We start from the raw sequence: 25,313 nt of genomic DNA, 5'->3' as shown, positions 1-25,313 counted from the left end.
ATTACTTCACGTTTTTCGCAACGTCAGATACGATTGTTAAATAGTCATCAATTGTGTATTCAATCGATAATGGGTTCGGGTTACCCGCCGCTGCTAATGGTGTGTTATCTTCAATAATCGCAACGTTGCCTGCTTTAATTGCCGGCACTTGCCCTAAAATTGGATCCGCCTGTAATGCCGCTAACGTTGAATCGTCACCGTATGCGATAAATAGTTCAACATCTGCTAATGCGTCCGCATGCTCTGCGCTTAACTCAAGATAGAAGCTTTCCTCGTCCGTCGCTAACGTTTGTAAGCTTTCAGGATATGGCATGCCAAGGTCTACTAAAAATTCACCGCGTGGGTCCGCTGGTGTGTACACATAAAACTTCGATAAGTCCGTCACCGTAAACATAGCAAACGCTGCCTTTTTACCTTGAATGTCGCTATACTCGTTTGCTTTATCTTGGATTAGCTTTTCTGTATCTGCAATTAATTGCTCGCCTTCTGCTTCCATCCCCATCGCCATCGAGTTAAATTTCACTTGATCGCGCCAAGATGTTACCCACGGTGTTTCTTGATAAGCAATGACAGGAGCGATTTGTGTTAACGTGTCGTATTCTTCCTGCGTTAAGCCTGAGTACGCTGCTAAAATAACGTCAGGATTTGAATCGGCAATCGCTTCAAAATCTAGACCGTCCGTATCTTGGTAAACGTTCGGTGAATCAACGCCAAGCTCTTTTAATTTTTCTTCCGTCCACGGTAAAATCGTTTTCCCTTCCTCAACGCCGTAATTCGCTGCTGAGAAGCCGACTGGTGCTACGCCAAGAGCTAATGCGATATCGTGGTTTGCCCAAGCGATCGTTGCAACGCGCTCTGGCTTTTGTTCAATGACTGTTTCACCTAATGCGTGTGGAATCGTAATAGGATAGTTTTCGCTCGCTTCATTTTCTGCAACTTCTGTGCTGCTATCTTTTGGTGCTGCGTCTTCCTCGCTAGTTGCGCATGCTGCTAACGTTAATGTTAATAATGCTGTACCAACTGCTAACCATCGTTTGTTCTTTTTCATGCTGTTCATTCCTCGCGTATGTATTTGTTTGATAAAGATTCTCAATATCATTTATATGCCTATAATAACTTCATTTATCTGAATGTCAATAGGCTATTATTGGGAACGAGCTGCTTTCAGTAAGCGTTGACAAATGATGCGTTGTTCCGTATATTTATCGAAAATGATTCTCAATTGAACGGTAATGTTGAGAAAAGGGAGCGATTCATAAATGGAGCTGTACGACGTAACGATTATCGGTGGAGGACCAGCAGGCTTATACAGCGCTTTTTATAGTGGGCTACGCGACTTAAAAACGAAAATTATTGAGCATCATCCACAACTCGGTGGCAAAGTGAATATTTTTTTAGAAAAAATGTTATGGGACGTTGGAGGACAGCCACCGATTCTCGCTGAAACATTCGTCAAAAATTTAATCGAGCAGGCGATGACATTTCAGCCGACTGTATGTTTAGAGCAAAAAGTAACGATGATTGATAAGCAAGACGATCTGTTCGTCATTCAAACAGAGCAAGGGCATACGCATTATTCAAAAACGGTCATTATCGCAATCGGTGGAGGCATTTTAGAGCCGATGAAGTTAACGCTTGAAGGTGCTGAAAAATATGAGATGACGAATCTCCATTACACAATTAAGGAGATGGAGCGCTTCCGCAACAAAAACGTATTGTTATCGGGTGGTGGTAACTCAGCGATTGATTGGGCAGTGGAGCTATTACATGTCGCAAAGCATATGACGGTTATTTACCGCGGCGATGATTTAAAGGCACATGAGGCACAAATTAAAAAGCTTCAGCAGCACGGTGTTACAATTCGTCTGCAAACGGAAATTCAGTCGCTCATCGCGAACGAGCAAAAGACAGCAATTGACGAAGTGCTCATCGTATCAAATGGTATGGAGGAGCGCCTTGCAGTAGACGACGTGCTCGTATGTCACGGCTTCAATCGCGAAGTATCGCTAGACGTCGCAAAAGGCATCGACATTAAGCGCAATGAGCATCAGCAATTTGAAAGCATCGGGCAATGTAAAACGACAGTCGATGGCATTTACGCAGTTGGTGATATCGTTGCTTATGCAGATAAAGTGTACTTACTCGTCGGCACATTTAATGACGCGGTGCTAGCAGTCAACAGTGCCAAAACGTATTTACAGCCAACTGCGAATCCGTACGCAATGGTGTCGTCCCATAACGAAAAATTCCACGCCCGCAACCGCGAAATATTGGCGACGACGTAATAAAAAAACGAGCGCAATTGTAGTAGGACTACAGCTGCGCTCGTTTTCGTTTGCTTATTTAAATGAGAATGGTACGTATACCGTTTCTTTTAAAATGCCACCTTCTGCTGATTTTGTACCAGCTGGGATGACAACGTAGTAATCAGCGCCCGCTACATAATCTTCTGCTGGTGTGATTGTTAATGTGTCGTCTTTTACAGTTGTTGTTGTGAATGATCGTTTTTCGATTGCTAATGGCTTATTGAAAATATCAACAACTTTAATGTTTTCTTTATCGCTATCAGCTACTGGTACTGAGAACTTGATTGACCAACTTTTCTTTTGTTCAACGTTAGCAAATTCTGTTGCCCATTTTGTGCCGTTCTTTTCGATTTCTTTTACGGCATTATACGCAGCGATTTTTTCTTGGAATGCTTTTAGCTGTTCGTTTGTCGTTGGCGCATTTACAAAGTTTTTCAGGTTCTCTAATAGAGCTTCAAATGCTTGCTTTGAAATAGCGCTCTCGATTTGCTTCACTGTGTCTGATTCTGGTTTGAATTTCTCATCAATTTCCGTTTCAGTTACAGGTTGCTCTGGCACAGCAGGCTCTTCTGTGTCACCAGGGTTATCGGTTTCAGTTGAAGTGTTTGCGGCTTCTTCATAAATAAGTTTTTCTGTTGAATAATGATGTAAGCTCGTGTATTGATCATTTTCAATTGTTCCATCTAATGCATACACTTTTAATGCATCTTTTGTTACGGCAATATAACCAGCGCGATCAGCAGGATATGAAAAATCATCTTCATAGCCTTCTTGTACGACAGAAATTGTACCATCTTTCGTAATTTGAGCTAATTGCCCATATGCATTAATAAAGAAAATGCGATCGTTAAACGTGACTAAGTTTTGAACTTGATTAATATCCTCTTCATTAAGCGGTAGTACTTGTGGCGTTAACGTCGGCTGTGTAAAATCTGCCATTTCAAGCGCATAATTTGTTGCATGTTGATAATAATAATGTTTGCCATCTAACGTAACTGCATTTGTAACGTTATGCCACGCTGCAAAGTCGTCTGAGCTTGGCTTCTTGTACGGACGCGCCTCTGTAATAACATGCCCTGCATTTTTAGCTAATTGCTCCTCTGACATTAAAAACGTGTTGTACGTGACATATTGTGGCATCGTAATCTCTTTTTGCTCGCCAACAATTGTGCCATTTCCTGCTGCATCATATGTTGCGAAGTATTCACTGAACACTGGATCGCCGTATGTAGCGTCAATATGATACGTTTTGCCATCAATCGTCACTAAATTCCATGCGTGATTAATTCCGCCTGCGACACCGACGATATATTTCGATGCAATGCCTTCTTCCTCCATTAAACGTTGGAACAATAATGCGTACGCTTGACATACACCGATGCCATCTTTCACGATTGAGTAAATTGAGTGACCGCCACCGTCTTCCACTGGTGCGATTGAATAATTTGTGTTCGTAATAATGTACTCATACGCTGCACGGACTTTTTGGAAGTCGGTCATATTGTCGCTGAAAATTTTTGCGGCTGTATCTTTTACGTATTTTGTAATTACTTGTTCTTTTTCAATCGATACAGGGTATGTGAATTTAAATGTCAATATACTAGCAGAAGAGACGCTCATAGCTGCATCGATACCGATTCCATATGTGTATTCACTTTTTCCGAAACCATTGTTCAATGCATTAGTAATTTGTTCACTCGTAGCATCTTTCATACTGATTTTTATTTGTAACTGTGGCTCGTAATTTTTTACAGCTTTAAAAACTGCATCGCTTACTTGTTCCCATGTCGAAGCCGTTTGTGTTGCTGTTGATGAAAATGAACGATCGTCTTCGATAAACTCTACTGTATGTGTGCCGAACTTTACTGGCACAAGCTTCGGTGTTTGCGTCAACGTTACTTGCTCTGTTGGTAACGCAATTTCTTCTGCACTAGCAGTTGAAGCTAGTAGTGCAAATGCTAATACAGGACTTGCTAACCATAATCTTTTTCTCATAAGTAAACACCTCTGTTAAATTTAGCCTTTTGTGTAGGCTATTACTATAAGTATGAATGAAACTTTAGGGTGTGTAAAGAAAAATTAAATTAGGTTAAATGAACTGTTCTATATAGTCATAACGTGTCCTCTTTAAGCAGGAAATTTCGCTAAAAATATCGCTGCTTGAGACAAATATTTGAAAAATTTATTGCATTGTGTCACAACTGTGATACAATCGCTTACAAGTGCATAATGTTTGCAGGATTAAGATGCGATAAAACGCATAAAAGGGAATTTGGTGAGAATCCAAAACTGTTTCCGCAACTGTGAGTATCAATGAAATGAGCGAAGCCACTGGAGCAATCTGGGAAGGGCTCAAAGTAAAGGGCGATACAAGTCAGGAGACCTATCTTAATCTGATCGTTACATAATCTCTTCGGAATAAAGAGAATGGACGGCTGGATCTTGACGAGGACTTTTTTGTATTCGTATTTTCACCACCATTTTTTTCTGTTTATTCAGAAGAAAATGGTGGTTTTTTTAATTTCTGCAACGGCACGAGCATCTATGAAGGAGGAATTATGTGAAGTACGCAAAATTTGTGCTGCAGCTACTCATTGCAGTCGTACTCATTAGCTCAAACATTGCACCGTCAATCGTAATGGCAGACGAGTTAGAGCAAGTCGCTGAACAACAGCAGCAGGCGATTGTAAATGAAGCACAAGCAGCAACAACAAACACGCAAGACACAACACCCGAACAAACAGAAGGAACGACGGATTTTAGTGAACAAAATCCGAATCAGTACGCCGTATTCGATATTACGACGACTGTAAAAGGCCCAACAGGTAACAACATCGTAGCCGCTTCAGCTGGCAAAATGTCTGTTGCAGAAGGGACGACAGCACTTGATGCAGTGAAGCAACTGCTTGATAGTAAAGAAATTGCCTATGAAGTAACAGATTCACAGTTTGGTTCATACATTACTTCTATTAAAGGCGAAACAGCAGGCAAGTTTGGCGGCTGGGACGGCTGGTCGTATAAAGTAAACGGCGCAGCACCAGAAGTTGGTCTAGCGTCTTATGTATTAAAAGCAAACGACAAGCTAGATGTGTATTACAGTACATATGCTGAGTACACAGTAGATACAGTTGTCGCAACGCAAACAGCAGACGTTGTTGTAAGCGTTAAAGGTGACAAGTTCCAATCAAACGCGAAAACGTTAACGAACTGGGTAAGCTCAAACGGTGTCGTAAAAGCAGTAACGCTTGATGAATCAATGCAGCAAGCGACCGTTACATTAAAGCTACGCGACGTGGAATCAAAAGAGCCGCTTACATTAACGATGAAGCCGAGCGCGACAGTTGGTAAACAAGAGCAGACGTTCACGTTACAAACGGCAGAAACGATTGAAAAAGATGTGATTGTGACGTACACAGAGGAAGAAGTACGTCAGCAAGCAGAAGCAGCATTACAAAAATCAAAAGCGTTTATGCAGCAAAACGTTGAAGCGTTATCAAAAGGTACGTCAAGCTCATATAGCGGCTTTTGGAAAACAGCAGCACTTGTAGCAGCGGGCATTAACCCTGCGAAATATCCGTACGCGGCGGAAACTTCACCGTACGCAAAAGGTAGCGATTGGTTAAAGCCAGTAGATAAAGCTTTTACACCAGTGAATACGAACGCAGGCTACGTGTTAGGTGCAATTCATTTAGGCTTTGATCCAACGAATTTAAAAACGCGTAACTTTATCGATGACTTAGTGAAGCAGCAAAAGGAAGACGGTAGCTTCGGACAAATTAACAACGAAGCATTTGCGCTTCTTGCATTAGATTTAGCAGGCGCGAAATACGACCGAGAAAAGCATTTACAAGCGATGATCGCACTGCAAGACGAAACAGGCATTTTCCCAGCATGGGGCTCATTAGATAGTACGGGCTGGGCATTAATGGCGTTAGCACCACATAAAGACCGCGAAAACGTTGCTGAAACGATCAAACGTGCAGTAGACGGTTTACATGCGGAATATATTGAAAACGGTGTAGACAATTCAAATACAGCAGCGGCACTCATTTCAGGGCTTAGTGCAGTAGGCGAAAATATTTTCAGCGACAAGTGGACGGATTGGCAAGGTCGTCAGCTCGTACAACATTTAGTAGCCGATTATCAGCTTGAAACAGGCGAATTTGTATGGAAAACGACAGATGCAAAAGCAAATGGTGCTGCAACAGACCAATCAATTATTGCATTAGGTGACGCATTAAACGGTTACTCAAGCTTCTCGAAGCAGGCGCTTGACAATGTGCAAAATGTAAACACGACAGTTGCCGTAAAAGGTCCAACAGGTAATAACATTGTACGTGATGAAGCGATTAAAGTAGCAGACGGCGCAACAGCACTTGATGCACTTACACAAGTATTAGATGCGAAACAAATTCCGTATGAAGTAGTTGAAGGCAGCTACGGACCGTACGTGAAGTCAATTAAAGGTGAAGCAGAAGGCAAGTTTGGCGGCTGGGATGGCTGGATGTACACAGTTAACGGCGAAGCACTAGAAGTTGGCTTAGGCGCATACACATTACAAGCAAACGATAAAGTGGAAGTATATTACAGCACGTACCCAGTATTTACGAGCGAATCAGTTGTTGCTACACAAACTGCAAATGTGATCGTAAACGTAAAAGGTGACCAGTTTAGATCAAACGCAACAACGTTAACGAACTGGGTAAGCTCAAACGGTGTCGTAAAAGCAGTAACGCTTGATGAATCAATGCAGCAAGCGACCGTTACGTTAAAGCTACGCGACGTGGAATCAAAAGAGCCACTTACATTAACGGTGAAGCCGAACGCAACGATCGGTAAGCAAGAAACGATTATTCCTATAACAACAGCAGAAACAATTACAGCAGATGAAGTTGTGACGTATACAGAGGAAGACATTCGTAAGCAAGCAGAAGCGGCATTACAAAAATCAAAAGCTTATTTACAAAGCAATGCAGAGCTAGTATCAAAAAATATTTCAAGCTCATATAGCGGCTTCTGGAAAACAGCAGGCTTAGTCGCAGTTGGCATCGACCCTGCGAACTATCCGTACGCGGTGGAAACTTCGCCGTACGCAAAAGATAGCGATTGGTTAAAGCCAATTGATGCAGCAAATGCAGCAGTGAATACGAACGCCGGCTACGTGTTAGGGGCGATTCATTTAGGGCTTGACCCGACGAACTTAAAGACGCGTAACATCGTCGAGGATTTATTAAGCAAGCAAGGTGAATCAGGTGCATTCGGCTTAATTAACAATGATGTATTTGCGTTACTTGCGCTAGATTTAGCAGGCGCGCAATACGACCAAGAAAAGCATTTACAAGCGATTTTAAGCATGCAAGATGAAACAGGTATTTTCCCAGCATGGGGTTCACTCGATAGCACAGGTTGGGCATTAATGGCATTAGCACCACATAAAGAGCGCGAAGATGTAGCAAAAGCAATTGAACGTGCAGTGAATGCGCTACATGCATCGTACATCGAAAATGGTGTCGATAACGCGAACACAGCAGCGGCATTTATTTCAGGGCTTGGATCTGTTGGCGAAAACATTTTCAGCGACAAGTGGACGGATTGGCAAGGTCGTCAACTCGTACAACATTTAGTAGCCGATTATCAACTTGAAACAGGCGAGTTTGTATGGAAAGAAGCAGATGAAGAAGCGAATGCAATGGCGACAGAACAAGCAATCATCGCATTAGGTGACGCATTAAACGGTTACTCAAGCTTCTCAAAACAAGCGCTTGATCAAGTACGAAAAACAGTAGAAGAGCCAGTAGAAACACCAGAGCAGCCGACAATTCCGACAAATCCGGAAATGCCAGCGCAGCCAACGCAACCGACGACACCGGAGCAACCAGCACCACAAACGATGAAAGTATACGTATCAATTGACGGCTTACAATCAATTGTGGAGCAGCAAGAAATAACATTACCGAAAGAAGCAACAGTACTTGATGCATTACAAGCAGTTGCAGCAGCAAACGGCGTGTCGGTATCAATTCGCAGCACGACGTACGGTTTATATGTAGAAGGTATTAACGGATTAATGGAAATGCAGCACGGCAAAACGAGCGGCTGGATGTATTCAGTAAACGGTTCGTTCCCAGAGCGCAGTGCGGATAAAGAGAAAGTAGCAGATGGTGACATTATTGCATGGTCGTACACGTATGAGGAAGCAACAGTACCAAGCAACCCATCACCATCATTACCGAGCAATCCGTCTCAGCCATCACAACCATCAACACCAGAACAACCAGTGACACCGGAACAACCGACAACGCCGGAGCAACCAGTAACACCAGAAGAGCCGACAGAGCCAGAAACTCCAGTAACACCGGAAGAGCCGACAGAACCGGAAGCTCCAGTAACACCAGAGGAGCCAACAGAGCCAGAAGCTCCAGTAACATTACCATTTACAGATATTGAGCCGACAAACTACAGCGCACCGTATATCGCGAAGCTGTACGAGTTAGGTATTACGACAGGTACGACAGATACAACATTCTCACCGAAAGCAAATTTAACACGTTCACAATTTGCGGTGATGATCGCGCGTGCGTTAAAGCTTGAACCAAAAGGCGCACCGAAGTTTAAAGACGTACAAGGTAAATGGTACGCAGATGCAGTTCAAGCGTTAGTGGAAAACGGCATCGTACAAGGTGTGGACGAAAATACATTCGCACCAGGAAATACAATTACACGTCAACAAACAGCGGTTATGTTATTCCGCGTATTACAATTTGCAGGCTATGATGCATTAGCAGATGTGCCAACGTTTAACGATGCGGCGAACATTTCACCGTATGCACAGCAAGCGTTTGCGACATTACAAAAGCTAAATATTTTAACAGGTAACGAAGGCTTCGCAAACCCACACGAGCAATTAACACGTCAGCAAATGGCGAAGTTACTTGTGTTAACGTTAGAAGCGATTCAAAAGTAAGGAAAGCGGCCGTTTAAGTACTTTACTTAAGCGGCTCTTTTCACATTTAAAGGAGGACATTACATGAAAAAGCAACTGATCGCCGTATTATTTGCGCTATGTGTATTGCTCATTGTGCAGCTTCCTGCATCAGCAAACGACATGCTGCAAAAGGCGGAACAACGATTATTATCGATCGTGCCAAACCCGAAATACGGCAATGAATGGATTGTATTTACGTTAGCGCGTGGTGGCTACGAAAATGATGCGTATTATAGCGCGTATATTGAGGACGTCGCAAAAACGTTACAGGAAAAAGACGGCGTGCTGCATATGTATAAATATACAGAATACGCACGCGTTATTTTAGCGCTGCAAGCAATTGGCGCAGACCCGACAACAATTGGTGGCTATAACGTATACGAAAAGCTACTGAACGTAAATGAAGTCGCAACACAAGGTGTAAACGGTCCAGTGTTTGCGCTCATCGCATTTGATAGTAAAAAAAGCGCGTATCCCATTTCAGACGAGCTACGCCAGCAATTTATTGCGAGCATTTTAAGCAATCAATTAGTGACAGGTAGCTTCACGCTTGATGATGAAACGGACAATGTTGATATGACGGCGATGGCACTACAGGCGCTAGCACCGTACCGTGAGCAAGCGAACGTCGGCGCAGCAGTAGAACGAGCGCTTGCGTATTTACAGCGTGCGCTACAGACAGAAGCATTAAGCTCAGAAAGCTATGCGCAAGTGATCGTGGCATTATCGGCGCTTCAGCTAGACGTGGCGACGACGGAAGGATTTACAACCGTATTACCGAAGTTTTTCGCCTTTTACAACACAGCGACGGGCGGCTTTAAGCATTTAGTGACGGACGAAGCGGACGATGTAATGGCGACCGAGCAAGGAACATATGCGTACGTGGCGTATGAGCGTTTTAAAAATGGGGATACGAGCTTATACGATATGAACGACAAAGAAACGCAATTTGTGTTTACCGATACGGTGAATCATTGGGTGCGACAAGATGCAGCGATCGCTCAAGAAAAAGGCATTATGAACGGCTACGATGATGGCACGTTCAGACCGTCACAGTCGTTAACGCGCGTGCAAGCTATTAGCATTTTAGCACGTGTATTACAGCTTCCTGCACCGAAACAATCGCTTGTATTCACAGATGTAGCGAACTATGCGAGCGCAACAAAGCAGCTCGTGCAAAGCGCATACGAAGCAGGGCTTATCCAGCATAACGGCGGGACGTTCTCACCAGCGAAGCAAATTACGCGTGCACAGCTAGCGACGATGATGGCGCGTGCGTATACGTATAAAACGAGCGAAGCATTAACGCTCACACCGACAACGTTTTCAGATGTTGCGACGTTCCATATCGATACGCAGCGTGCGATTGAATTTTTAGCATCTGTTGGCATCGTAAACAAACAGGCGACGTTTAACCCGAGCGGTGCGACGACGCGTGCGCATGCAGCAAAAATGTTCGTGCGCTTCATGGACGTGATTGAACGATGAAGCAATGGTTTTTAGCGTTAATGCTCGTATTCCTAACAGGCTGTAACATTCAAACAGTCGAGCATTATGAGGAGCAGCAAGCACCGATTGAACGCAGCGTGACGCAGCAAGAAACAGAGCAAGCAGAAGTCGAGTCACCTTCGCAAATTGAGCAAGTACAGCAAGGCACACCGTCAACTGTAGAACAAAGTAAGCCAGTCGAGGTGGACCCAGCAAATATAGAACAAGCGGCAACGGAAACAACTGTAACTGAAACGACAGAACAAGCTGAACCGGCACGACAACAAACGACACCAGTAGTTGAAGCGGAATCATCACCGCCAGCGCAGCAGGAGGAAACGTCAGTCGAAGTGGAGCAAGCCGCACTACAGCCGACCGATCCTGAACCGACGCCGGCTGCACCACCTGTTGAGAAAAAGACGGTGACGATTTCCATTGATGCAAAAACGCTATTAAATGAAGCACATTACGCGAAGTTGCATCCGTCGTTGCGCTCGGAAAAATACGTGCCAGCAGACGGCGTTATTTTAAAGCCGACGACGTATGAAATTGTGAAGGATAACGAAACGGTATTTGACATATTGCAGCGTGCGACACGCGAGTTCAACATTCATTTAGAGTACGAAGGAGCGGACGAAAACATTTACAATTCGGTGTATATCGAAGGCATTAACCATTTGTATGAGTTTAGCGCCGGCAATTTAAGCGGCTGGATGTACGCGGTCAACGATGGTGCACCAGCAAAAGGGGCGAGCCAATACGTCGTGCAGCCAAACGATGTTATTACGTGGCGCTACACGGTCGATTTAGGCAAAGATTTGGACGGTGTTACGATTGACTGAGTTACAAAGCTATCACCCAGCCGTTTTATTTTCGTTCTTTTTAATGTTGCTCGGATGCACGATGTTTTTCATGCATCCAGTATTACTCGCGGTAAGCTTTAGTGCGAGCTTGGCGATGATTTGGAAAGTAGCGCGACCGACATTGCGTTCGACACTCATTTGGAATGCGGTCATTATCATCGGTTCGGCGTGCATTAACCCGCTATTTAGTCATAACGGGGAGACGCCGCTTCTATACGTGAACAGCAACGCCATTACGCTTGAAGCGATTGCGTACGGCGCGGCAATTGGCGTATTACTAAGCGCGACGATGATGTGGTGCCGCATTCTTCAACTATGCATGACGAGCGATGCGTTTTATTACTTATTTAGCCGCATTTCACCGACGTTTGCGCTGTTATTATCGATGACGCTGCGCTTTGTGCCACTATTTAAGGAGCAAATGACCGATATGATGCGCGCGCAAAAAATGACCGGCCAAGCGATTACGTCTGGCTCGTTCCCGAAGCGTTTAATGAAAAGCTTTCGCGTGCTAACGATGATGGTAACGTGGGCGCTCGAGCAGGCGATTGAAGGGGCGGATTCGATGCGCGCGAGAGGCTACGGCATTGGCAAGCGCACACCGTTTTCGATTTATATATTTACGAAGCGTGACCGCAATGCATTCGTATTACTTGGGGCGTTCGTCGGTTTATTGCTTGCGATGACGCTTATGGATTATACGTATTACTCGTTTTACCCGACGTTCACATCGATTATTCAAACGGCATTATCGGTAACGAGCTACGTCATGTATAGCGTGTTTTTTTTCATACCGTTATTTGAGGAAGGAAGGTTACAACAGCAATGGCACAAATCAACTGTCAACAATTAAATTTTGCGTACCCGAATTCGCCGCGCTTGCTACAGAATATTTCGTTTACAGTCGAAGCGGGCGAATGGGTGACGATTATCGGGGCATCCGGCTCTGGGAAATCGACGCTGCTGCGCTTATGTAAACGAGAGCTTGCCCCGCACGGCGAACGAAGCGGTACGATCGCAATGAATGGTGAGGATATTACCGAAATGAGCGCCGAGCAGTCGAGCAAAACGATCGGCTTCGTGCAACAAAGTCCGGAGACGCAAATTGTAACCGACCGCGTTTGGCATGAGCTGGCGTTCGGGCTCGAAAATTTAGGGCTTGACCAGCAAACGATTCGCAAGCGCGTCGCTGAAATTGCACACTATTTCGGCATACATCGTTGGTTCCATAGCGACACGATGCATTTATCAGGCGGGCAAAAGCAGCTATTAAACGTCGCGTCCATTTTAGTGATGCAGCCGAATATTTTATTGCTCGATGAACCGACTGCACAGCTTGACCCGATCGCAGCAAAATCGTTTCTCCATACGCTCAAGCAATTGCAGCAAGACCTCGGCTTAACGATCGTCATCGTCGAGCATCGATTAGAGGAAGTGTTTCCGCTAACGGATCATTTGCTCGTATTAGATGAAGGGAAGCTATTATATGAAGGCAATCCGCGCGCGTTTTCAAAAACGATTACCGAGCAGTCACCGCTATTTGAAGCGCTGCCGATTGCAACACGCATCGCACTGCGCAATACGGATCACGTGCCGTTTACGATTCACGAAGGCAAACGTTGGGTTCAACAACATATTAGCAATTGTGCGCCGTTTGCAGAAAATGACGTAGTGAAGCGCGACGTATTACTTGAGGCGAAGGAGCTCGCGTTTCGTTACGAGGCGAACAGAGAGTGGATTTTGAAGCATTTTAATTGCCAAATTGAAGAGGGCGAAATTTTTACAATTGTCGGCAGTAACGGCTCTGGCAAATCAACGGCCGTGCAGTGCATGACGAGCTTGCTTTCACCGCAGCGAGGCGACGTATTACTAAAAGGCAAGCCGCTGAAAAAATATGACGACTTGTATACGACGTGGTTTGGTATTTTGCCACAAAATCCGCGCGTCTTATTTACGCATAAAACGGTTGAGCAGGAGCTGTTTTTCCAAGCGACCGACGAGCAAAAGGAGCGCGTGCATGCATATATCGAGCGCTTTCACATTGCGCACTGCTTAAGCCGCCACCCGTACGATTGCAGCGGCGGCGAACAACAAAAAATCGCGCTCATTAAAATATTACGCTATTCACCGCGCATTTTATTTTTAGATGAACCGACGAAAGGGCTCGACCCGCAAATGAAGCAAGAGCTCGTCGCATTGTTAAAGCAATTGCAGCAAGAAGGGCAAACGATCGTCATCGTCAGCCATGAGCTAGAGTTTTGTGCCGACGTGAGCGACCGATGCGGCATGTTTTTTGACGGGCAGTTACTTGCGACGCAGCAACCGCGCACGTTTTTTGCGAGCAATCGCTTTTACACGACGGCCGCGCATCGCTTAACGTATCCGCATATCGAAAATGCCGTAACGTATAAGGATGTGAAAAGCAGATGTTAACGAAACAGCGCATATTTTCGTTGCTCATTATTTTCGTCGTATTACCGATTGCGTTTTACATCGGGCTGCAAGTACTCGGCGACCGCAAATATTACGTGCTGTCGCTGCTCATCGTACTTATTGCGTTCATTCCGTTTTTCGTACGACTCGAAAAAAAGAAGCCGTCCGCACGCGAGCTCGTTATTATCGCAGTGATGTCCGCGCTGTCGATTGCTGGACGCATTTTATTTATGATGCTGCCAGGGTTTAAGCCTGTAACAGCGATGACGGCAATTACCGGCTTTGCACTTGGCGCGGAGGCAGGATTTTTAACCGGGGCGCTCACTGCGTTTGCATCGAATATGTATTTCGGGCAAGGTCCGTGGACGCCGTTTCAAATGCTGACGTGGGGTATGATTGGCTACATCGCGGGGCTGCTTGGCAAAACGAATAAAATGCATCATTGGTGGGCGCTGCTTGCGTTTTCAATTTTTGCAGGATTTTTCTTCTCGTTTGGCATGGACATTTGGACGGCGATGTCGAGCACAGGTATTTTTGAGCTAGCTGCGTTCAAAGCTGCCATTTACACAGCGTTACCGTTTACGATCATTTACATCGTATCGAACGCCATTTTCTTGTTCGTGCTGTATAAGCCGTTGACCGAACAGCTCGTGCGTGTGAAAACGAAATATAATTTATTTCAGTAAGCTAAAAGAGGTGTGCGAGTGATCGCATGCCTCTTTTTTGTCGCGCACGGCATCGAGCAAAAACGTCGCTATTTCACCGATGGAAGCGTTTACGTCACGTACCAAATTTCTGCTCTTTCCTGTATAATTTTAAGAAGGTTCAGAATAGGAACGGAAGTGAAAAAATGAAAACGATTTATATGTTTATCGACGATTCAGGCGTCTTTCACCCGAATGATGCGTATTTCGTTTATGCAGGCTACGTGTTCATGTCAAAGGCGGAAACGGAGCGAGCAAAGCGTAAATATCGCACGCTGCTGTCGAGACTCAGGAAGGAATCGCATGTGGAAGGGGAGCTGAAGGCGTGCCGATTAAAGCGCAAGCATAAACGTGCGTTATTTAACGTAATGCGACATGAGGAAAGCTTTTTTGTCGCTGTGCAAAACCGCAAAGTGCGCCAATCAATTATGACGATCACCGATACGCGACATCGCTACAAAGATTATATTTTAAAGCGCATCGTCCGCGAAAAGCTGACCAATTTAATTCGTAGCGCGCAAATTGACCCGTACGAGGACTTAGCAATTCACATTTCAATCGACGAGCAGCACACGGCGATGAACGGCTACTACAATTTAAAAAGCGCTATTTATGAGGAGCTCGTGCTCGGCGTGCCGAATTTTGACTACGGTCGAAAATACAAGCCGATTATGTATGGCAATTTACATATTGAAGTGGAGTTTTGCAATTCCGCATCGAACTATTTAATTCAAGCGAGCGATATTTTAGCCAATCGTATTTATACGTCGTTGCTGACAGACCAACCAGCATTACGTGCGAAAGAGAAAAACATGGCACTGTATTTACCAAAATAAGTGTAAAAAATAGTTGAAAAAAAGCGTATGTATTGATAATATATAACTACAGACGACGTACGTACTGTTTACAGGCGGAGAACGATTATAACAATTAAGCGTATGTTAAGTACGCCGACCCGCTTGGCTCACTTCAATGTGAGTTTACAAAAAAGCCGCGTTCCTAGCAATAGGAGCGCGGCTTTTTTTATTGCCAAAAAGTAGCTACGAACATGTATCACACAGCTGCTTTCACATTGCATCAAAAGCGGTATATTGTACAGCAAATGACAAAGTGCTGTTTAAAAACGGGTTTTTATCGTTGAAGTGACCGAACAAGACATTATATTTTATTCGAGCGTTACAACGATTCACATATATGAACAGACGAAAAGCGGAACACATTGCATTTGCTGCAGCAAACGTAATGTGTCCCGTTTTTTTGGTGAAGCACGATAACCTACTGAATTCAGATAAATGTTTCAATGGGATTGTTTAAAAATAAATTTAAATCCTACAGCATTCAAATAAAAGTTAATGTTTGACATTATTATATTTTATAATTACATTTAATGTGTGATAGATTATTTAATAATAAAGGAGGGACAAAATTGCGATTTAAAATTTTTTTAGATGTACAAAGAATACCACAAATGTATCGAATGTACTTACTATCATTTATAAAAGAAATGATACGTAAGGGAGATGCAGACTTGTATGCACAATTATATGATGGCAAAAAAAATCCTAAACCGTTTACGTTTTCGTTTTACATGAAAGATTTTCATTTTGAAAAAGAATCACAGCAATATGTGATGAAAAGCGCCACATTAATTTTTTCTACTTCTAATCCTACTGTCGGTGTCGCGTTCTTTAATGGATTAAGCCAAACTGATAAATTTAACCACCCAGAATATCCATTCAAAATTACAAGTAAGGAGATCGGGCGAGAGCAACTCATTAAGTCCGATGTCGTAACTTTTGCAATTTTAAATGCAGTGTTACTAGAAGATAAAAATAAAAAGCCTATTTTGTTTACAGATCCTAATTTTGAACAAGAGCTGAACATTATCACGAATAAACAATTTCAAGCATTATATGGTCGTGCGCTATATGAACCACTTAAAGTTTGCGCGCATAAATTGAAAAAGCAAGTGATTAAAGAAACAAACCGTCATGCAGATGGGCAAGTTTTATATTATACGGCACAAAAAGGAGACTTAATTCTTCAAGGCAACCCGAAAGATTTACAGCTTATTTATCAAGATGGCCTCGGATTACGACGATCACAAGGTTTTGGTTTATTGGAGGTACGAAATAATGGTTAAAGTGTTAATCAATGATTGGCCGTTTTCTATGGGGGCAACAGCTCTTTTAAGAATGGATACAGAAAAACAAATTACTTATAAAGCGAATTTGCTCGATATACCGACTGAATGGATTGAGTCATTACCAGAGCGTCTGTTTGATTATTTAATCAACACGTATAGCATGGGTAATAAACGAGAAGAGCAGTTGAAACGTGCATTACAAAAATTAAGTTTCAACATGGAAGAAGCTGAAGCAAAGAAAAAAGAGGGATATAAATTCCATAGCGATATCATTAAGTCTACAGTAAAGGATGGTTTAGAGCGCGTCGCTAAATACTTCCCAGATTATCAAGATGAAGTAACCGAATTGTTATTAAATATAAATACGGCGATTAAGGAAATGACGTTAGAGAAATTAAATTTATATATTTCTAAAGCAATTGAGCTATTAAAGCAACGAGAAATTGATCAAAAACTAACGTTGAATGTTGTAAAAGCAACTTTGTTAGCAAATTCAGGTGGACAAGTATCGTTCTTGAATGTGACGAAAAATACGTTAAGTTATAAGGAACAAATTGCATTATTTCGTAAAGATTTTATTGAGCCTGTCGTATTTGAGTTGAAGATGCAGGAATGTATTCAAAATCAAGATGAGGAACAGGCATGGAAACTCGTTCAGGAAAGCGAATGTGATTTAGCGGTAGAATGGAAAAAGAAAAATAAGAAGGCAACGAAAATGGATTTTTCTTATTTTTATACACTTCCAAATTGTAGTGGGATTGAAGGGCAATGGGGAACGCTCGCTTATGAAGAAATGATGTTTATGCCGCTTGCGTCCAATAGTGCAAATGATTTTTATGACGGACAGCGTAAAAACGCGCCTGTAATTAGTAAGCTAGCACGCGTTTTATTATTTCTTTCACCACTCGGATGTGTGAGCTATAAAAAAATGATTGGTCGAGAAGAGCAATTTGTTTATGGCTTCCTGCATATCGAAGGAGACTGTATGGAAACGAAACGACGCAATGATGCCTTTATGCAATCGTTAAGTAAAGATAAATTGTTTGGGAACGCGTTAATCAGTAGCCATGAAAAAATAGCACAGGTGGAAAACGAAAGAAAAAGCATAACGGTGCTCATTGAATGGATTACATATAGCCAAGCGAAAAAAACATTGTTAGAGTACCGCGTTGTGAATGATGCATTTATAACCGCGTTAGTGGAGCATCCCAAGCAATTCAATCTTAATAAAGTATTTCCAGTGTCCTTTAGAGAGCAACTCGTACATCAGTCATTACGCAATGGGGACACGAAAGCGCTCATCTTTGAAGAACTACGTAATAAAATCACTGAAAATTCAGGATATTATAATGGCATCAAGATGGCTTTAAATTTACGAGAGTTGATTTCAAATGGAGGGAACATAGTGGATCAAAAAACATTAACGGATCGCATGTATGGACGCGGTCAAAGCATCAATAAATATTTTACTCAAAAGAAATCTGAAGGTGACGATTATAGAGCACCGAATGAAAAAAAATTAGCAACGATTTCGTATCGTCTACTGAACGCAGCAAAAGGTGGTAATCGTCAAGTGTTTTTCGATACGGTATTACGTTTACATTTATCAGCTAGTAAACCGATTAGCAAAGAATTCACTAGTTTGTTAGATCACAAAGCCGTAACCGATCACGAATTTGCCACAATGTCATTAGCATTTATCGCTGGCTTAATGTCTCAGTACGAAGTCAAAGAAAAAACGGAGGAAGTAAAATCATGAGCAAAACATTAACATTTACAGCTGTTATGGAAGCAGGTTCTTTAAATTACGGAGAAGGGTTTTCGAATATTTCAGAGTTGAAAAAATTTAATCGTGCAGATGGGAATACGTACACATTTGCATCACGCCAAGCAATTCGTTATGACGTCGTGCGATTAGGTAATGAACTATTTGGTTGGAACTTAAATACGGTGTCTAAACAAAAAGGAACAGTTCAGTTTAAAGATGAATTAACAATTGAAGATTCTGTAGAGATGGATTTATTTGGGTATTTAAAAACAGGAAAGAAATCTTTAAAACGTCCAGCAACAGTACGTTTAAGCCATGCAATTGCATTAGAGCCGTACAACGGAGATATGGAATTTTTAACGAATATGGGTTTAGCAGAGCGATTAGGTGAAACGGCTAACTTAGCTAATATTGAAAATCACGTAAGCTACTACACGTATACGATTACGATTGATTTGGATAAAGTCGGTGTGGATGCCAATAATGCGATTGAACTTTCGAACGAGGAACGTTTTACACGTATCCATCAATTACTGGACATTTTAAAGCTGCTTTCTCGCAACATTCGAGGTCGTCAAGAAAACTTAACACCGTTGTTTGTTATTGGTGGTGTGTACCCAGTAGCTAATCCGTTTTTCCAAGGGCGCGTTCAATTAGAAGGTAAAAATCTCAAAGTAGATTCTCTTGTTGACACGATGGAATTTACATTCGGCGGGGAAGCGATGAAACAATTTACAAAAGTAGGCTTAACGAGCGGAACATTTACGAACGAAGACGCGATACAAGCAGCTTTGCCGGCAGTAGGATCAGTTGAAACGTTCTTCCAAGAAATGATTAAAGCAGTAGCGAATTATTATGAGGTTTCTTATGAAATTGTTAAGGCTTAAAATTTTTCAGGAAACTGCTTGTTATTTAAAACCATTTGCATTTAAAGTCGGAGAAACGTTTCCGTTAGCACCATTTTCGACGGTGAAAGGTATGCTGCATGCTGTACTTGACGCAAAAGAATACATCCCGATGAACATTTCGATTCAAGGTCGATCAGAAAGCTTTGTTATTGACTATCAAAAAAAATATATATACAAGAAAGTCGAAGTACCACAAATCGTGACGACAGCTGGTTTACGAGAAGAACCAGAACCAAATACAAGTTTATATTCCACGATGCCGATGTATCAGCATTTACTGTTTAATGTGGAGCATGTTATTCATGTGGAGGCAGCAGATGCTGTCCTCCATGCTTTGTATGACAAGCTACATCATTTGAATACGACGCTTAGTTTAGGACGCTGGGAAGATTTAGTGAGAATTGATGAAGTGTGTTTTGTTGAAGCGAGTGAAGAAATTTTTGAAGCAACTGTTTACAACCAATACGTACCAGTAGAGTATGAGGAGACAATTGTTATTACGAATCATTTCGCGCAGTATCGATTACCTCGAAAGTATACAATTTTGAATGGTAGACGTGAATGGGATTATACGGTCGCAATGTACGTGCCAGAGCATACATCAATTGATGACGAATCGTGTATTTTAACGGATGGCAGCTATAGTATTTTCTTAATGAAAGGATAAAATTTCCATGCACTTGTATTATGCAAAATCGAAACCAGATGTCCTAACGATTGCAGAGCATACGTCAGATGTTGTAGAAGCTGTGCAATGCCTTGTGAAAAGCTACGGTCATGAGATTTCTATTTTTACACCGTCAGATTTTGAGTTAATCGAAATTGCGGCACTTTATCATGATTTAGGGAAATATAGCGATAGTTTTCAGCAAGTGATTCGAGCGTCCATTGATAAAGGGCAAAAGCGCATAACGGAAAGTAACTATCCACACAATTATTTGTCTACGAGCATTATCCCATATCATGAATTGAAAAAAATGTATTCAAAAGAGGATGCGGAGATTGTCGTACTCGCTGTCGGTTTTCATCATGAACGAGACATACAACCTAAAGACGATATCATTAAACGTTTTTATAATGACTACATGGCAAAACATGTGAAAGTAATACAACGAGAGATACAATTGCCTTTTGATGTTCCAGAAAAAGTAAATAATCGTTCTGTTGGCGCATTATGTAGTCGAGAATTTACTATTTCTAAATTTGAACAATCACATTGGTATAAATATATTTTAGTGAAAGGTTTGCTACAAAGAGCAGACCATGCTGCTTCTGCTAAAAGAAAAGGCGAAGATGTTTCACGTTACGTTGAAGAAGATGTGGAAAGTGATGTAGCGGAGTATACGAAAGCTTATTTAGAAAGCAATTATACACTTCGACCATTACAACATTTTACGTATAACAACCAACATAAAAATATTGTGCTAATCGCTCAAACAGGTAGTGGTAAAACAGAGGCGGCGCTTTTATGGATTGGTAAGAAAAAAGGATTCTTTACGCTACCATTGCGTGCTAGTTTGAATGCGATGTATAACCGTATTCGAGGAGACAAAGGCATTCATTTTAAAAGTACAGGGTTGCTGCATTCAGCGGCGTTAGATCATTTACTAAGTGTTACTAACGAAGTCGATTCGTTTGAACAATCGATTGTTTTGACGGATCATACTCGATTGTTGGCAAAAAAATTAACGTTGTCGACAATCGACCAATTATTTAAATTCCCGTTGTTATATAGAGGGTTTGAAACAGAGCTTGCTACATTGGCGTATTCTAAAGTCGTTATCGATGAAATTCAAGCTTATGATGCTCATATAGTAGCGATTTTAATTAGAGGTTTAGAATTGATTCATCAGCTAGGCGGACAATGGATGATTATGACTGCTACTTTACCTGAAATTTTCTTAGACGAGCTACGAAATAAAGGATTATTAGATGACAATACACTCGTTGAAACGATGCTTATTCCAGATGATCGTGAACAACATAAGGAAATGCCAAGAAGACATCGTATACAATTATGCACGACGATAGAAGATAGCATTGAACAAATTAGTGCATTGGCGAAATCAGCGAAAGTGTTAGTCGTTGTGAATACAGTGAAACAAGCACTTGCAGTATATGACCGACTGACAAAGGAGCTACAAAGTGACAAGCGGCATTTATTGCATAGCCAGTTTATACAAAAAGACCGTTCACCTAAAGAAAAGGAAATTAAAGAATTTGCTCAATTAAATAACACTACATCCGGTGTGTGGGTTACAACTCAAATCGTTGAGGCATCGCTTGATGTAGATTTTGACTATTTGTTTACGGAAGCGGCGACACCAGATGCGCTATTCCAACGTTTCGGACGATGCAATCGAAAAGGGCTGCGTTTTAACGGAGAAGTGCCAGCTACGCCAAATGTTTTTATTTTTACTGATTTAGATGAAGTATCGGGTATTAATAAGATTTACGAGCGTGTCATTGTTGAAAATGGATTAAAAAAATTGTCAGCATTCGATGGTGAATTAATCGGCGAATTAGAGAAGATAGAAATTGTGTCACAAACGTTTAGTAGGAAAGAACTAGCTGGAACAGACTATCTTCAAAAATTTGAACTGGCGAATAAAGAATTGGAAAGCATGCGTGCATTTGAACTTAAAAAAGCACAAGCGCAAGAAATTTTAAGAGGTATTCAGTCTTGTCTGCTAGTGCCAGGAAGAGAGAATTATGAAATTGTCATGGATTTAATTGAACAATATGAGCAAATTCCGAAAGAGATTGATGCGATAGAGAAAAGTAAATTACGAAAAAAATTGCGTTTACAAATTGAGCAATATACAGTTTCAGTTAATCCATATCGTTTAAAATTCACAGCGGAAAAGGAGCGTTATTCGGTAGGTACGTTTGACCACCGAGATTTTGCACACATCCGATATTCAACTGATGTATCATACAGTGAAGAACGTGGCTTAGAATTAACGTTAGATGAAAAATTTGATAACTTTTGCTAAGGAGGATTTCCATTGCACAGTATAGGTGGTTTGCATATACAGTACTATGAAGTTTGTAAACGGAAGTTATGGCTATATAGTAAGCAAATTGGATTTGAAACCGAGCATGAACGCGTAATAGAGGGGACATTACTGCATGAATCGTCGTATGCTCGTAAAGAAAAGGAACTAGCGATTGATGAAGCAGTCATTGATGTGATCGATGGAGAATTTGTTCAAGAAACAAAGCTGTCGAGTAAAATGCAGCGTGTAGATGAATGGCAATTGCTGTATTACTTATATTTGTTAAAGCAAAAAGGGATTGAAAAGCGTGGGAAAATTGCTTATACGAAGGAAAAAAAGGTTGTAGAAGTTACGTTAACAGAAGAAAAGGAACGACAACTTAAAAGAAAAATTGCCGACATACATTCCATTTTAAAATCACAATTCGCGCCGAAATTTAAAAAGCTTCCGTATTGTAAAAGCTGTGCGTACTTTGATTTCTGTTTCATTACAGAGGAGGATGCAGATGCAACGTGATATTTTTATGTTTTCTAATGGAACGGTGAAACGAAAAGATAATACGATTTACTTGATTTCGGAGGTAGATGATAAAAAACGTCCTTTGCCAATTGAACAAATTGAAAATCTACATCTCTTTGGAGAAGTCAATTTAAATACATCTTTTTTGAATTACATGGGGCAAAAAGAAGTATTTGTTCATTGCTATAATTACTATGGGTTTTATACAGGTAGTTTTGTGCCGAGGGAGCAAAAAGTTTCTGGCATTGTGACAGTGAGACAAAGTGAGCACTACTTAGACAATGAAAAGCGTATGGTACTTGCACGTGCTTTTGTCAAGTCAGCAGCTTTCCATATGATTCGATTTAATCGAAAGAAGAATAATATGCATTCTGAATTTGTAAAAGAAATCATGACGTTACAAAAACAAATAGCAAAAGCAAATGATGTTCAACAATTAATGGGCATTGAAGGCATGATGCGTCAACAGTATTACCGTACATTGAATGAAATGATTTTGCCAGAATTTTATTTTACTGAGCGAACAAAACGCCCACCAAGAGATCCATTTAATGCTTTAATATCGTTTGGAAATACGTTAATGTATACAACTGTATTAAGTGAAATGTACAAAACACAATTAAATCCGACCGTCAGTTATTTGCATGAACCATCTCAAAAACGTTTTTCATTGAGCTTAGATATAGCAGAAATCTTTAAACCGTTATTTGTTGATCCATTGATTGTATCGTTAGTGAATACGAAAAAAATTCAACCGAAGCATTTTGATGATCACGAAGGCATGGTATATTTAAATGAAGAAGGAAAGAAAATATTTATAGCTGCCTTTGATAAAAAGTTAACGGATTCCATTAAGCATAGACAGCTTAAAAGGAATGTAAGCTATCGTTATTTTATTCGCTTAGAATGTTATAAGCTCATTAAACATGTAATCGGTGATGTACCGTATAAACCATTACAAGCTTGGTGGTGATTGGAATGTTCGTCATTATTACGTACGACGTTAACGTCAAACGTGTAAATAAAGTGTGCAAAAAGCTGAAGGAATATTTAACGTGGACTCAAAATTCAGTGTTTGAAGGCGAAATAACGAAAACGCAATTTATGAAATGTAAAAGTGAAGTAGAAAGCATTATTGATCAAGAAGTAGATAGTTTATATTACTATGTAGTGGAAAATCCAAAGCATTTGAAAAAAACATTTGTAGGCGCGGAAAAAGGCGATATGGATATCTTTTTTTAAAATGCATTTTGGCGAATTAACGTATTGATCGAGAAAACGCAGTGATATCAACGGATTCAGGGACTTTAATAGAAATGCTAAATTACATGATTAGACGTCTACTGCAAAATCGGTTGAAGAAACGTTGTAAATAAAGGTTTTTCTGCCGCTATTTTATCTGAACGAAGAGGGATTTAAAGATTAAAGAGATTTTGATATGTTTGGGTGTCATATTTATTTTATCTGAACGAAGAGGGATTTAAAGTCCTCTTCCGTTACGACCACGCCGCCGTTGTTGTCTTATTTTATCTGAACGAAGAGGGATTTAAAGGTTTGTCTACTATAAACTTTAAATTTATTGTATTTTATTTTATCTGAACGAAGAGGGATTTAAAGGCATGACGCTTTCGATTTGCTCCGAGCTGCTTGCATTTTATCTGAACGAAGAGGGATTTAAAGTGTTTAATGTTTATATGAACCGTATGACTAAAAGCATTTTATCTGAACGAAGAGGGATTTAAAGTTGCTTTAATGCGCTCCCGTAATTCCGAAAAGTTATCTATTTTATCTGAACGAAGAGGGATTTAAAGTGCGCTGAAATATTCGATGGTGTATTTTCCACGTCATTTTATCTGAACGAAGAGGGATTTAAAGTTTGGTCAACTAGCACCTTGTGTAAACCAAGTGGAAATTTTATCTGAACGAAGAGGGATTTAAAGTTGGATAGCGTCATGCCCACCGTTGCCCAAACGGATTTTATCTGAACGAAGAGGGATTTAAAGAATGAAGTTGATAGTCATTTGAGTGTACCCGCCACGCATTTTATCTGAACGAAGAGGGATTTAAAGTGAGGAAACATATACGTGTTGTTGTCAATACGTAAAATTTTATCTGAACGAAGAGGGATTTAAAGGGATGAATGCTGCGGTATAGTCATTTATCACGGGTAGATTTTATCTGAACGAAGAGGGAT

General features: G+C 41.3%; 18 protein-coding genes, 1 CRISPR repeat array and 1 riboswitch (1 of these 20 running past the window's edge). Of the genes, 16 read left to right on the top strand and 2 right to left on the bottom strand.

Annotated elements, in window-relative coordinates; all coding sequences use genetic code 11:
* Position 1: 1 nt before the first annotated feature.
* Positions 2–1,048 carry an iron-siderophore ABC transporter substrate-binding protein gene (locus A6K76_RS11835; RefSeq protein WP_083995421.1) on the bottom strand — a complete coding sequence of 349 codons (1,047 nt, stop codon included), beginning with the start codon at positions 1,046–1,048 and terminating at the stop codon, positions 2–4.
* 211 nt (positions 1,049–1,259) lie between these two features.
* Between A6K76_RS11835 and A6K76_RS11830 the strand changes: the two genes are divergently transcribed.
* The gene (locus A6K76_RS11830; protein WP_066465329.1) at positions 1,260–2,285 is read left to right on the top strand and encodes an NAD(P)/FAD-dependent oxidoreductase; all 1,026 of its coding nucleotides are present in this window, start codon (positions 1,260–1,262) and stop codon (positions 2,283–2,285) included.
* Between the two features lie 54 nt (positions 2,286–2,339).
* On the opposite strand, the gene A6K76_RS11825 is transcribed toward A6K76_RS11830, so the two are convergent.
* Entirely contained in the window at positions 2,340–4,301 is a 1,962-nt protein-coding gene (locus A6K76_RS11825; protein WP_066465328.1) for an Ig-like domain-containing domain, read from the bottom strand.
* A gap of 232 nt (positions 4,302–4,533) precedes the next feature.
* Positions 4,534–4,711, top strand: a riboswitch (cobalamin riboswitch).
* A gap of 155 nt (positions 4,712–4,866) precedes the next feature.
* On the opposite strand from A6K76_RS11825, the gene A6K76_RS11820 reads away from it, so the two are divergent.
* The 15 genes from A6K76_RS11820 (at position 4,867) to cas2 (ending at position 24,361) form a co-directional block, all read left to right on the top strand.
* A complete protein-coding gene (locus A6K76_RS11820; RefSeq protein WP_066465327.1) occupies positions 4,867–9,270 on the top strand; it encodes a DUF4430 domain-containing protein in 4,404 nt (1,467 codons plus the stop codon).
* A 63-nt stretch (positions 9,271–9,333) separates the two neighbouring features.
* Positions 9,334–10,779, top strand: a complete 1,446-nt coding sequence (locus A6K76_RS11815; protein ID WP_066465325.1) for an S-layer homology domain-containing protein — start codon at positions 9,334–9,336, stop codon at positions 10,777–10,779.
* Positions 10,776–11,621, top strand: a complete 846-nt coding sequence (locus A6K76_RS11810; protein WP_066465324.1) for a DUF4430 domain-containing protein — start codon at positions 10,776–10,778, stop codon at positions 11,619–11,621. Before A6K76_RS11815 ends, A6K76_RS11810 begins: the two co-directional genes overlap by 4 nt.
* Positions 11,614–12,495 carry an energy-coupling factor transporter transmembrane component T gene (locus A6K76_RS11805; protein WP_066465322.1) on the top strand — a complete coding sequence of 294 codons (882 nt, stop codon included), beginning with the start codon at positions 11,614–11,616 and terminating at the stop codon, positions 12,493–12,495. The genes A6K76_RS11810 and A6K76_RS11805 overlap by 8 nt, the downstream gene beginning before the upstream one ends.
* A complete protein-coding gene (locus A6K76_RS11800; RefSeq protein WP_066465321.1) occupies positions 12,468–14,075 on the top strand; it encodes an ABC transporter ATP-binding protein in 1,608 nt (535 codons plus the stop codon). Before A6K76_RS11805 ends, A6K76_RS11800 begins: the two co-directional genes overlap by 28 nt.
* A complete protein-coding gene (locus tag A6K76_RS11795) occupies positions 14,069–14,761 on the top strand; it encodes an ECF transporter S component (RefSeq protein ID WP_066465320.1) in 693 nt (230 codons plus the stop codon). The genes A6K76_RS11800 and A6K76_RS11795 overlap by 7 nt, the downstream gene beginning before the upstream one ends.
* A gap of 164 nt (positions 14,762–14,925) precedes the next feature.
* The gene (locus tag A6K76_RS11790) at positions 14,926–15,615 is read left to right on the top strand and encodes a DUF3800 domain-containing protein (RefSeq protein WP_066465318.1); all 690 of its coding nucleotides are present in this window, start codon (positions 14,926–14,928) and stop codon (positions 15,613–15,615) included.
* A 590-nt stretch (positions 15,616–16,205) separates the two neighbouring features.
* The gene (gene cas6 / locus A6K76_RS11785; RefSeq protein ID WP_066465316.1) at positions 16,206–16,922 is read left to right on the top strand and encodes a CRISPR-associated endoribonuclease Cas6; all 717 of its coding nucleotides are present in this window, start codon (positions 16,206–16,208) and stop codon (positions 16,920–16,922) included.
* Positions 16,915–18,684 (top strand): hypothetical protein, encoded by a 1,770-nt coding sequence (locus A6K76_RS11780; protein ID WP_066465314.1) that lies wholly within the window; start codon positions 16,915–16,917, stop codon positions 18,682–18,684. The genes cas6 and A6K76_RS11780 overlap by 8 nt, the downstream gene beginning before the upstream one ends.
* Positions 18,681–19,580, top strand: a complete 900-nt coding sequence (cas7i, locus tag A6K76_RS11775; protein WP_066465312.1) for a type I-B CRISPR-associated protein Cas7/Cst2/DevR — start codon at positions 18,681–18,683, stop codon at positions 19,578–19,580. The genes A6K76_RS11780 and cas7i overlap by 4 nt, the downstream gene beginning before the upstream one ends.
* Positions 19,561–20,268, top strand: coding sequence for a type I-B CRISPR-associated protein Cas5b (gene cas5b, locus A6K76_RS11770; RefSeq protein WP_066465310.1), 708 nt, complete (start codon positions 19,561–19,563; stop codon positions 20,266–20,268). Before cas7i ends, cas5b begins: the two co-directional genes overlap by 20 nt.
* 7 nt (positions 20,269–20,275) lie before the next feature.
* The gene (locus A6K76_RS11765) at positions 20,276–22,597 is read left to right on the top strand and encodes a CRISPR-associated helicase/endonuclease Cas3 (RefSeq protein WP_083995418.1); all 2,322 of its coding nucleotides are present in this window, start codon (positions 20,276–20,278) and stop codon (positions 22,595–22,597) included.
* Between the two features lie 12 nt (positions 22,598–22,609).
* A complete protein-coding gene (gene cas4 / locus A6K76_RS11760; RefSeq protein ID WP_066465308.1) occupies positions 22,610–23,116 on the top strand; it encodes a CRISPR-associated protein Cas4 in 507 nt (168 codons plus the stop codon).
* Entirely contained in the window at positions 23,106–24,092 is a 987-nt protein-coding gene (gene cas1b, locus A6K76_RS11755; protein WP_066465304.1) for a type I-B CRISPR-associated endonuclease Cas1b, read from the top strand. The genes cas4 and cas1b overlap by 11 nt, the downstream gene beginning before the upstream one ends.
* A gap of 5 nt (positions 24,093–24,097) precedes the next feature.
* The gene (gene cas2, locus A6K76_RS11750; protein ID WP_066465303.1) at positions 24,098–24,361 is read left to right on the top strand and encodes a CRISPR-associated endonuclease Cas2; all 264 of its coding nucleotides are present in this window, start codon (positions 24,098–24,100) and stop codon (positions 24,359–24,361) included.
* Between the two features lie 150 nt (positions 24,362–24,511).
* A CRISPR array of direct repeats spans positions 24,512–25,313; the repeat unit is 29 nt; unit sequence ATTTTATCTGAACGAAGAGGGATTTAAAG; it runs 1,235 nt beyond the window's last position.

The sequence above is a fragment of the Caryophanon latum genome (assembly GCF_001700325.1).
Taxonomy (GTDB): domain Bacteria; phylum Bacillota; class Bacilli; order Bacillales_A; family Planococcaceae; genus Caryophanon; species Caryophanon latum.
The sequence above is the reverse complement of the archived record's forward strand: the minus strand, read 5'-3'. Positions and strand labels throughout refer to the sequence as shown.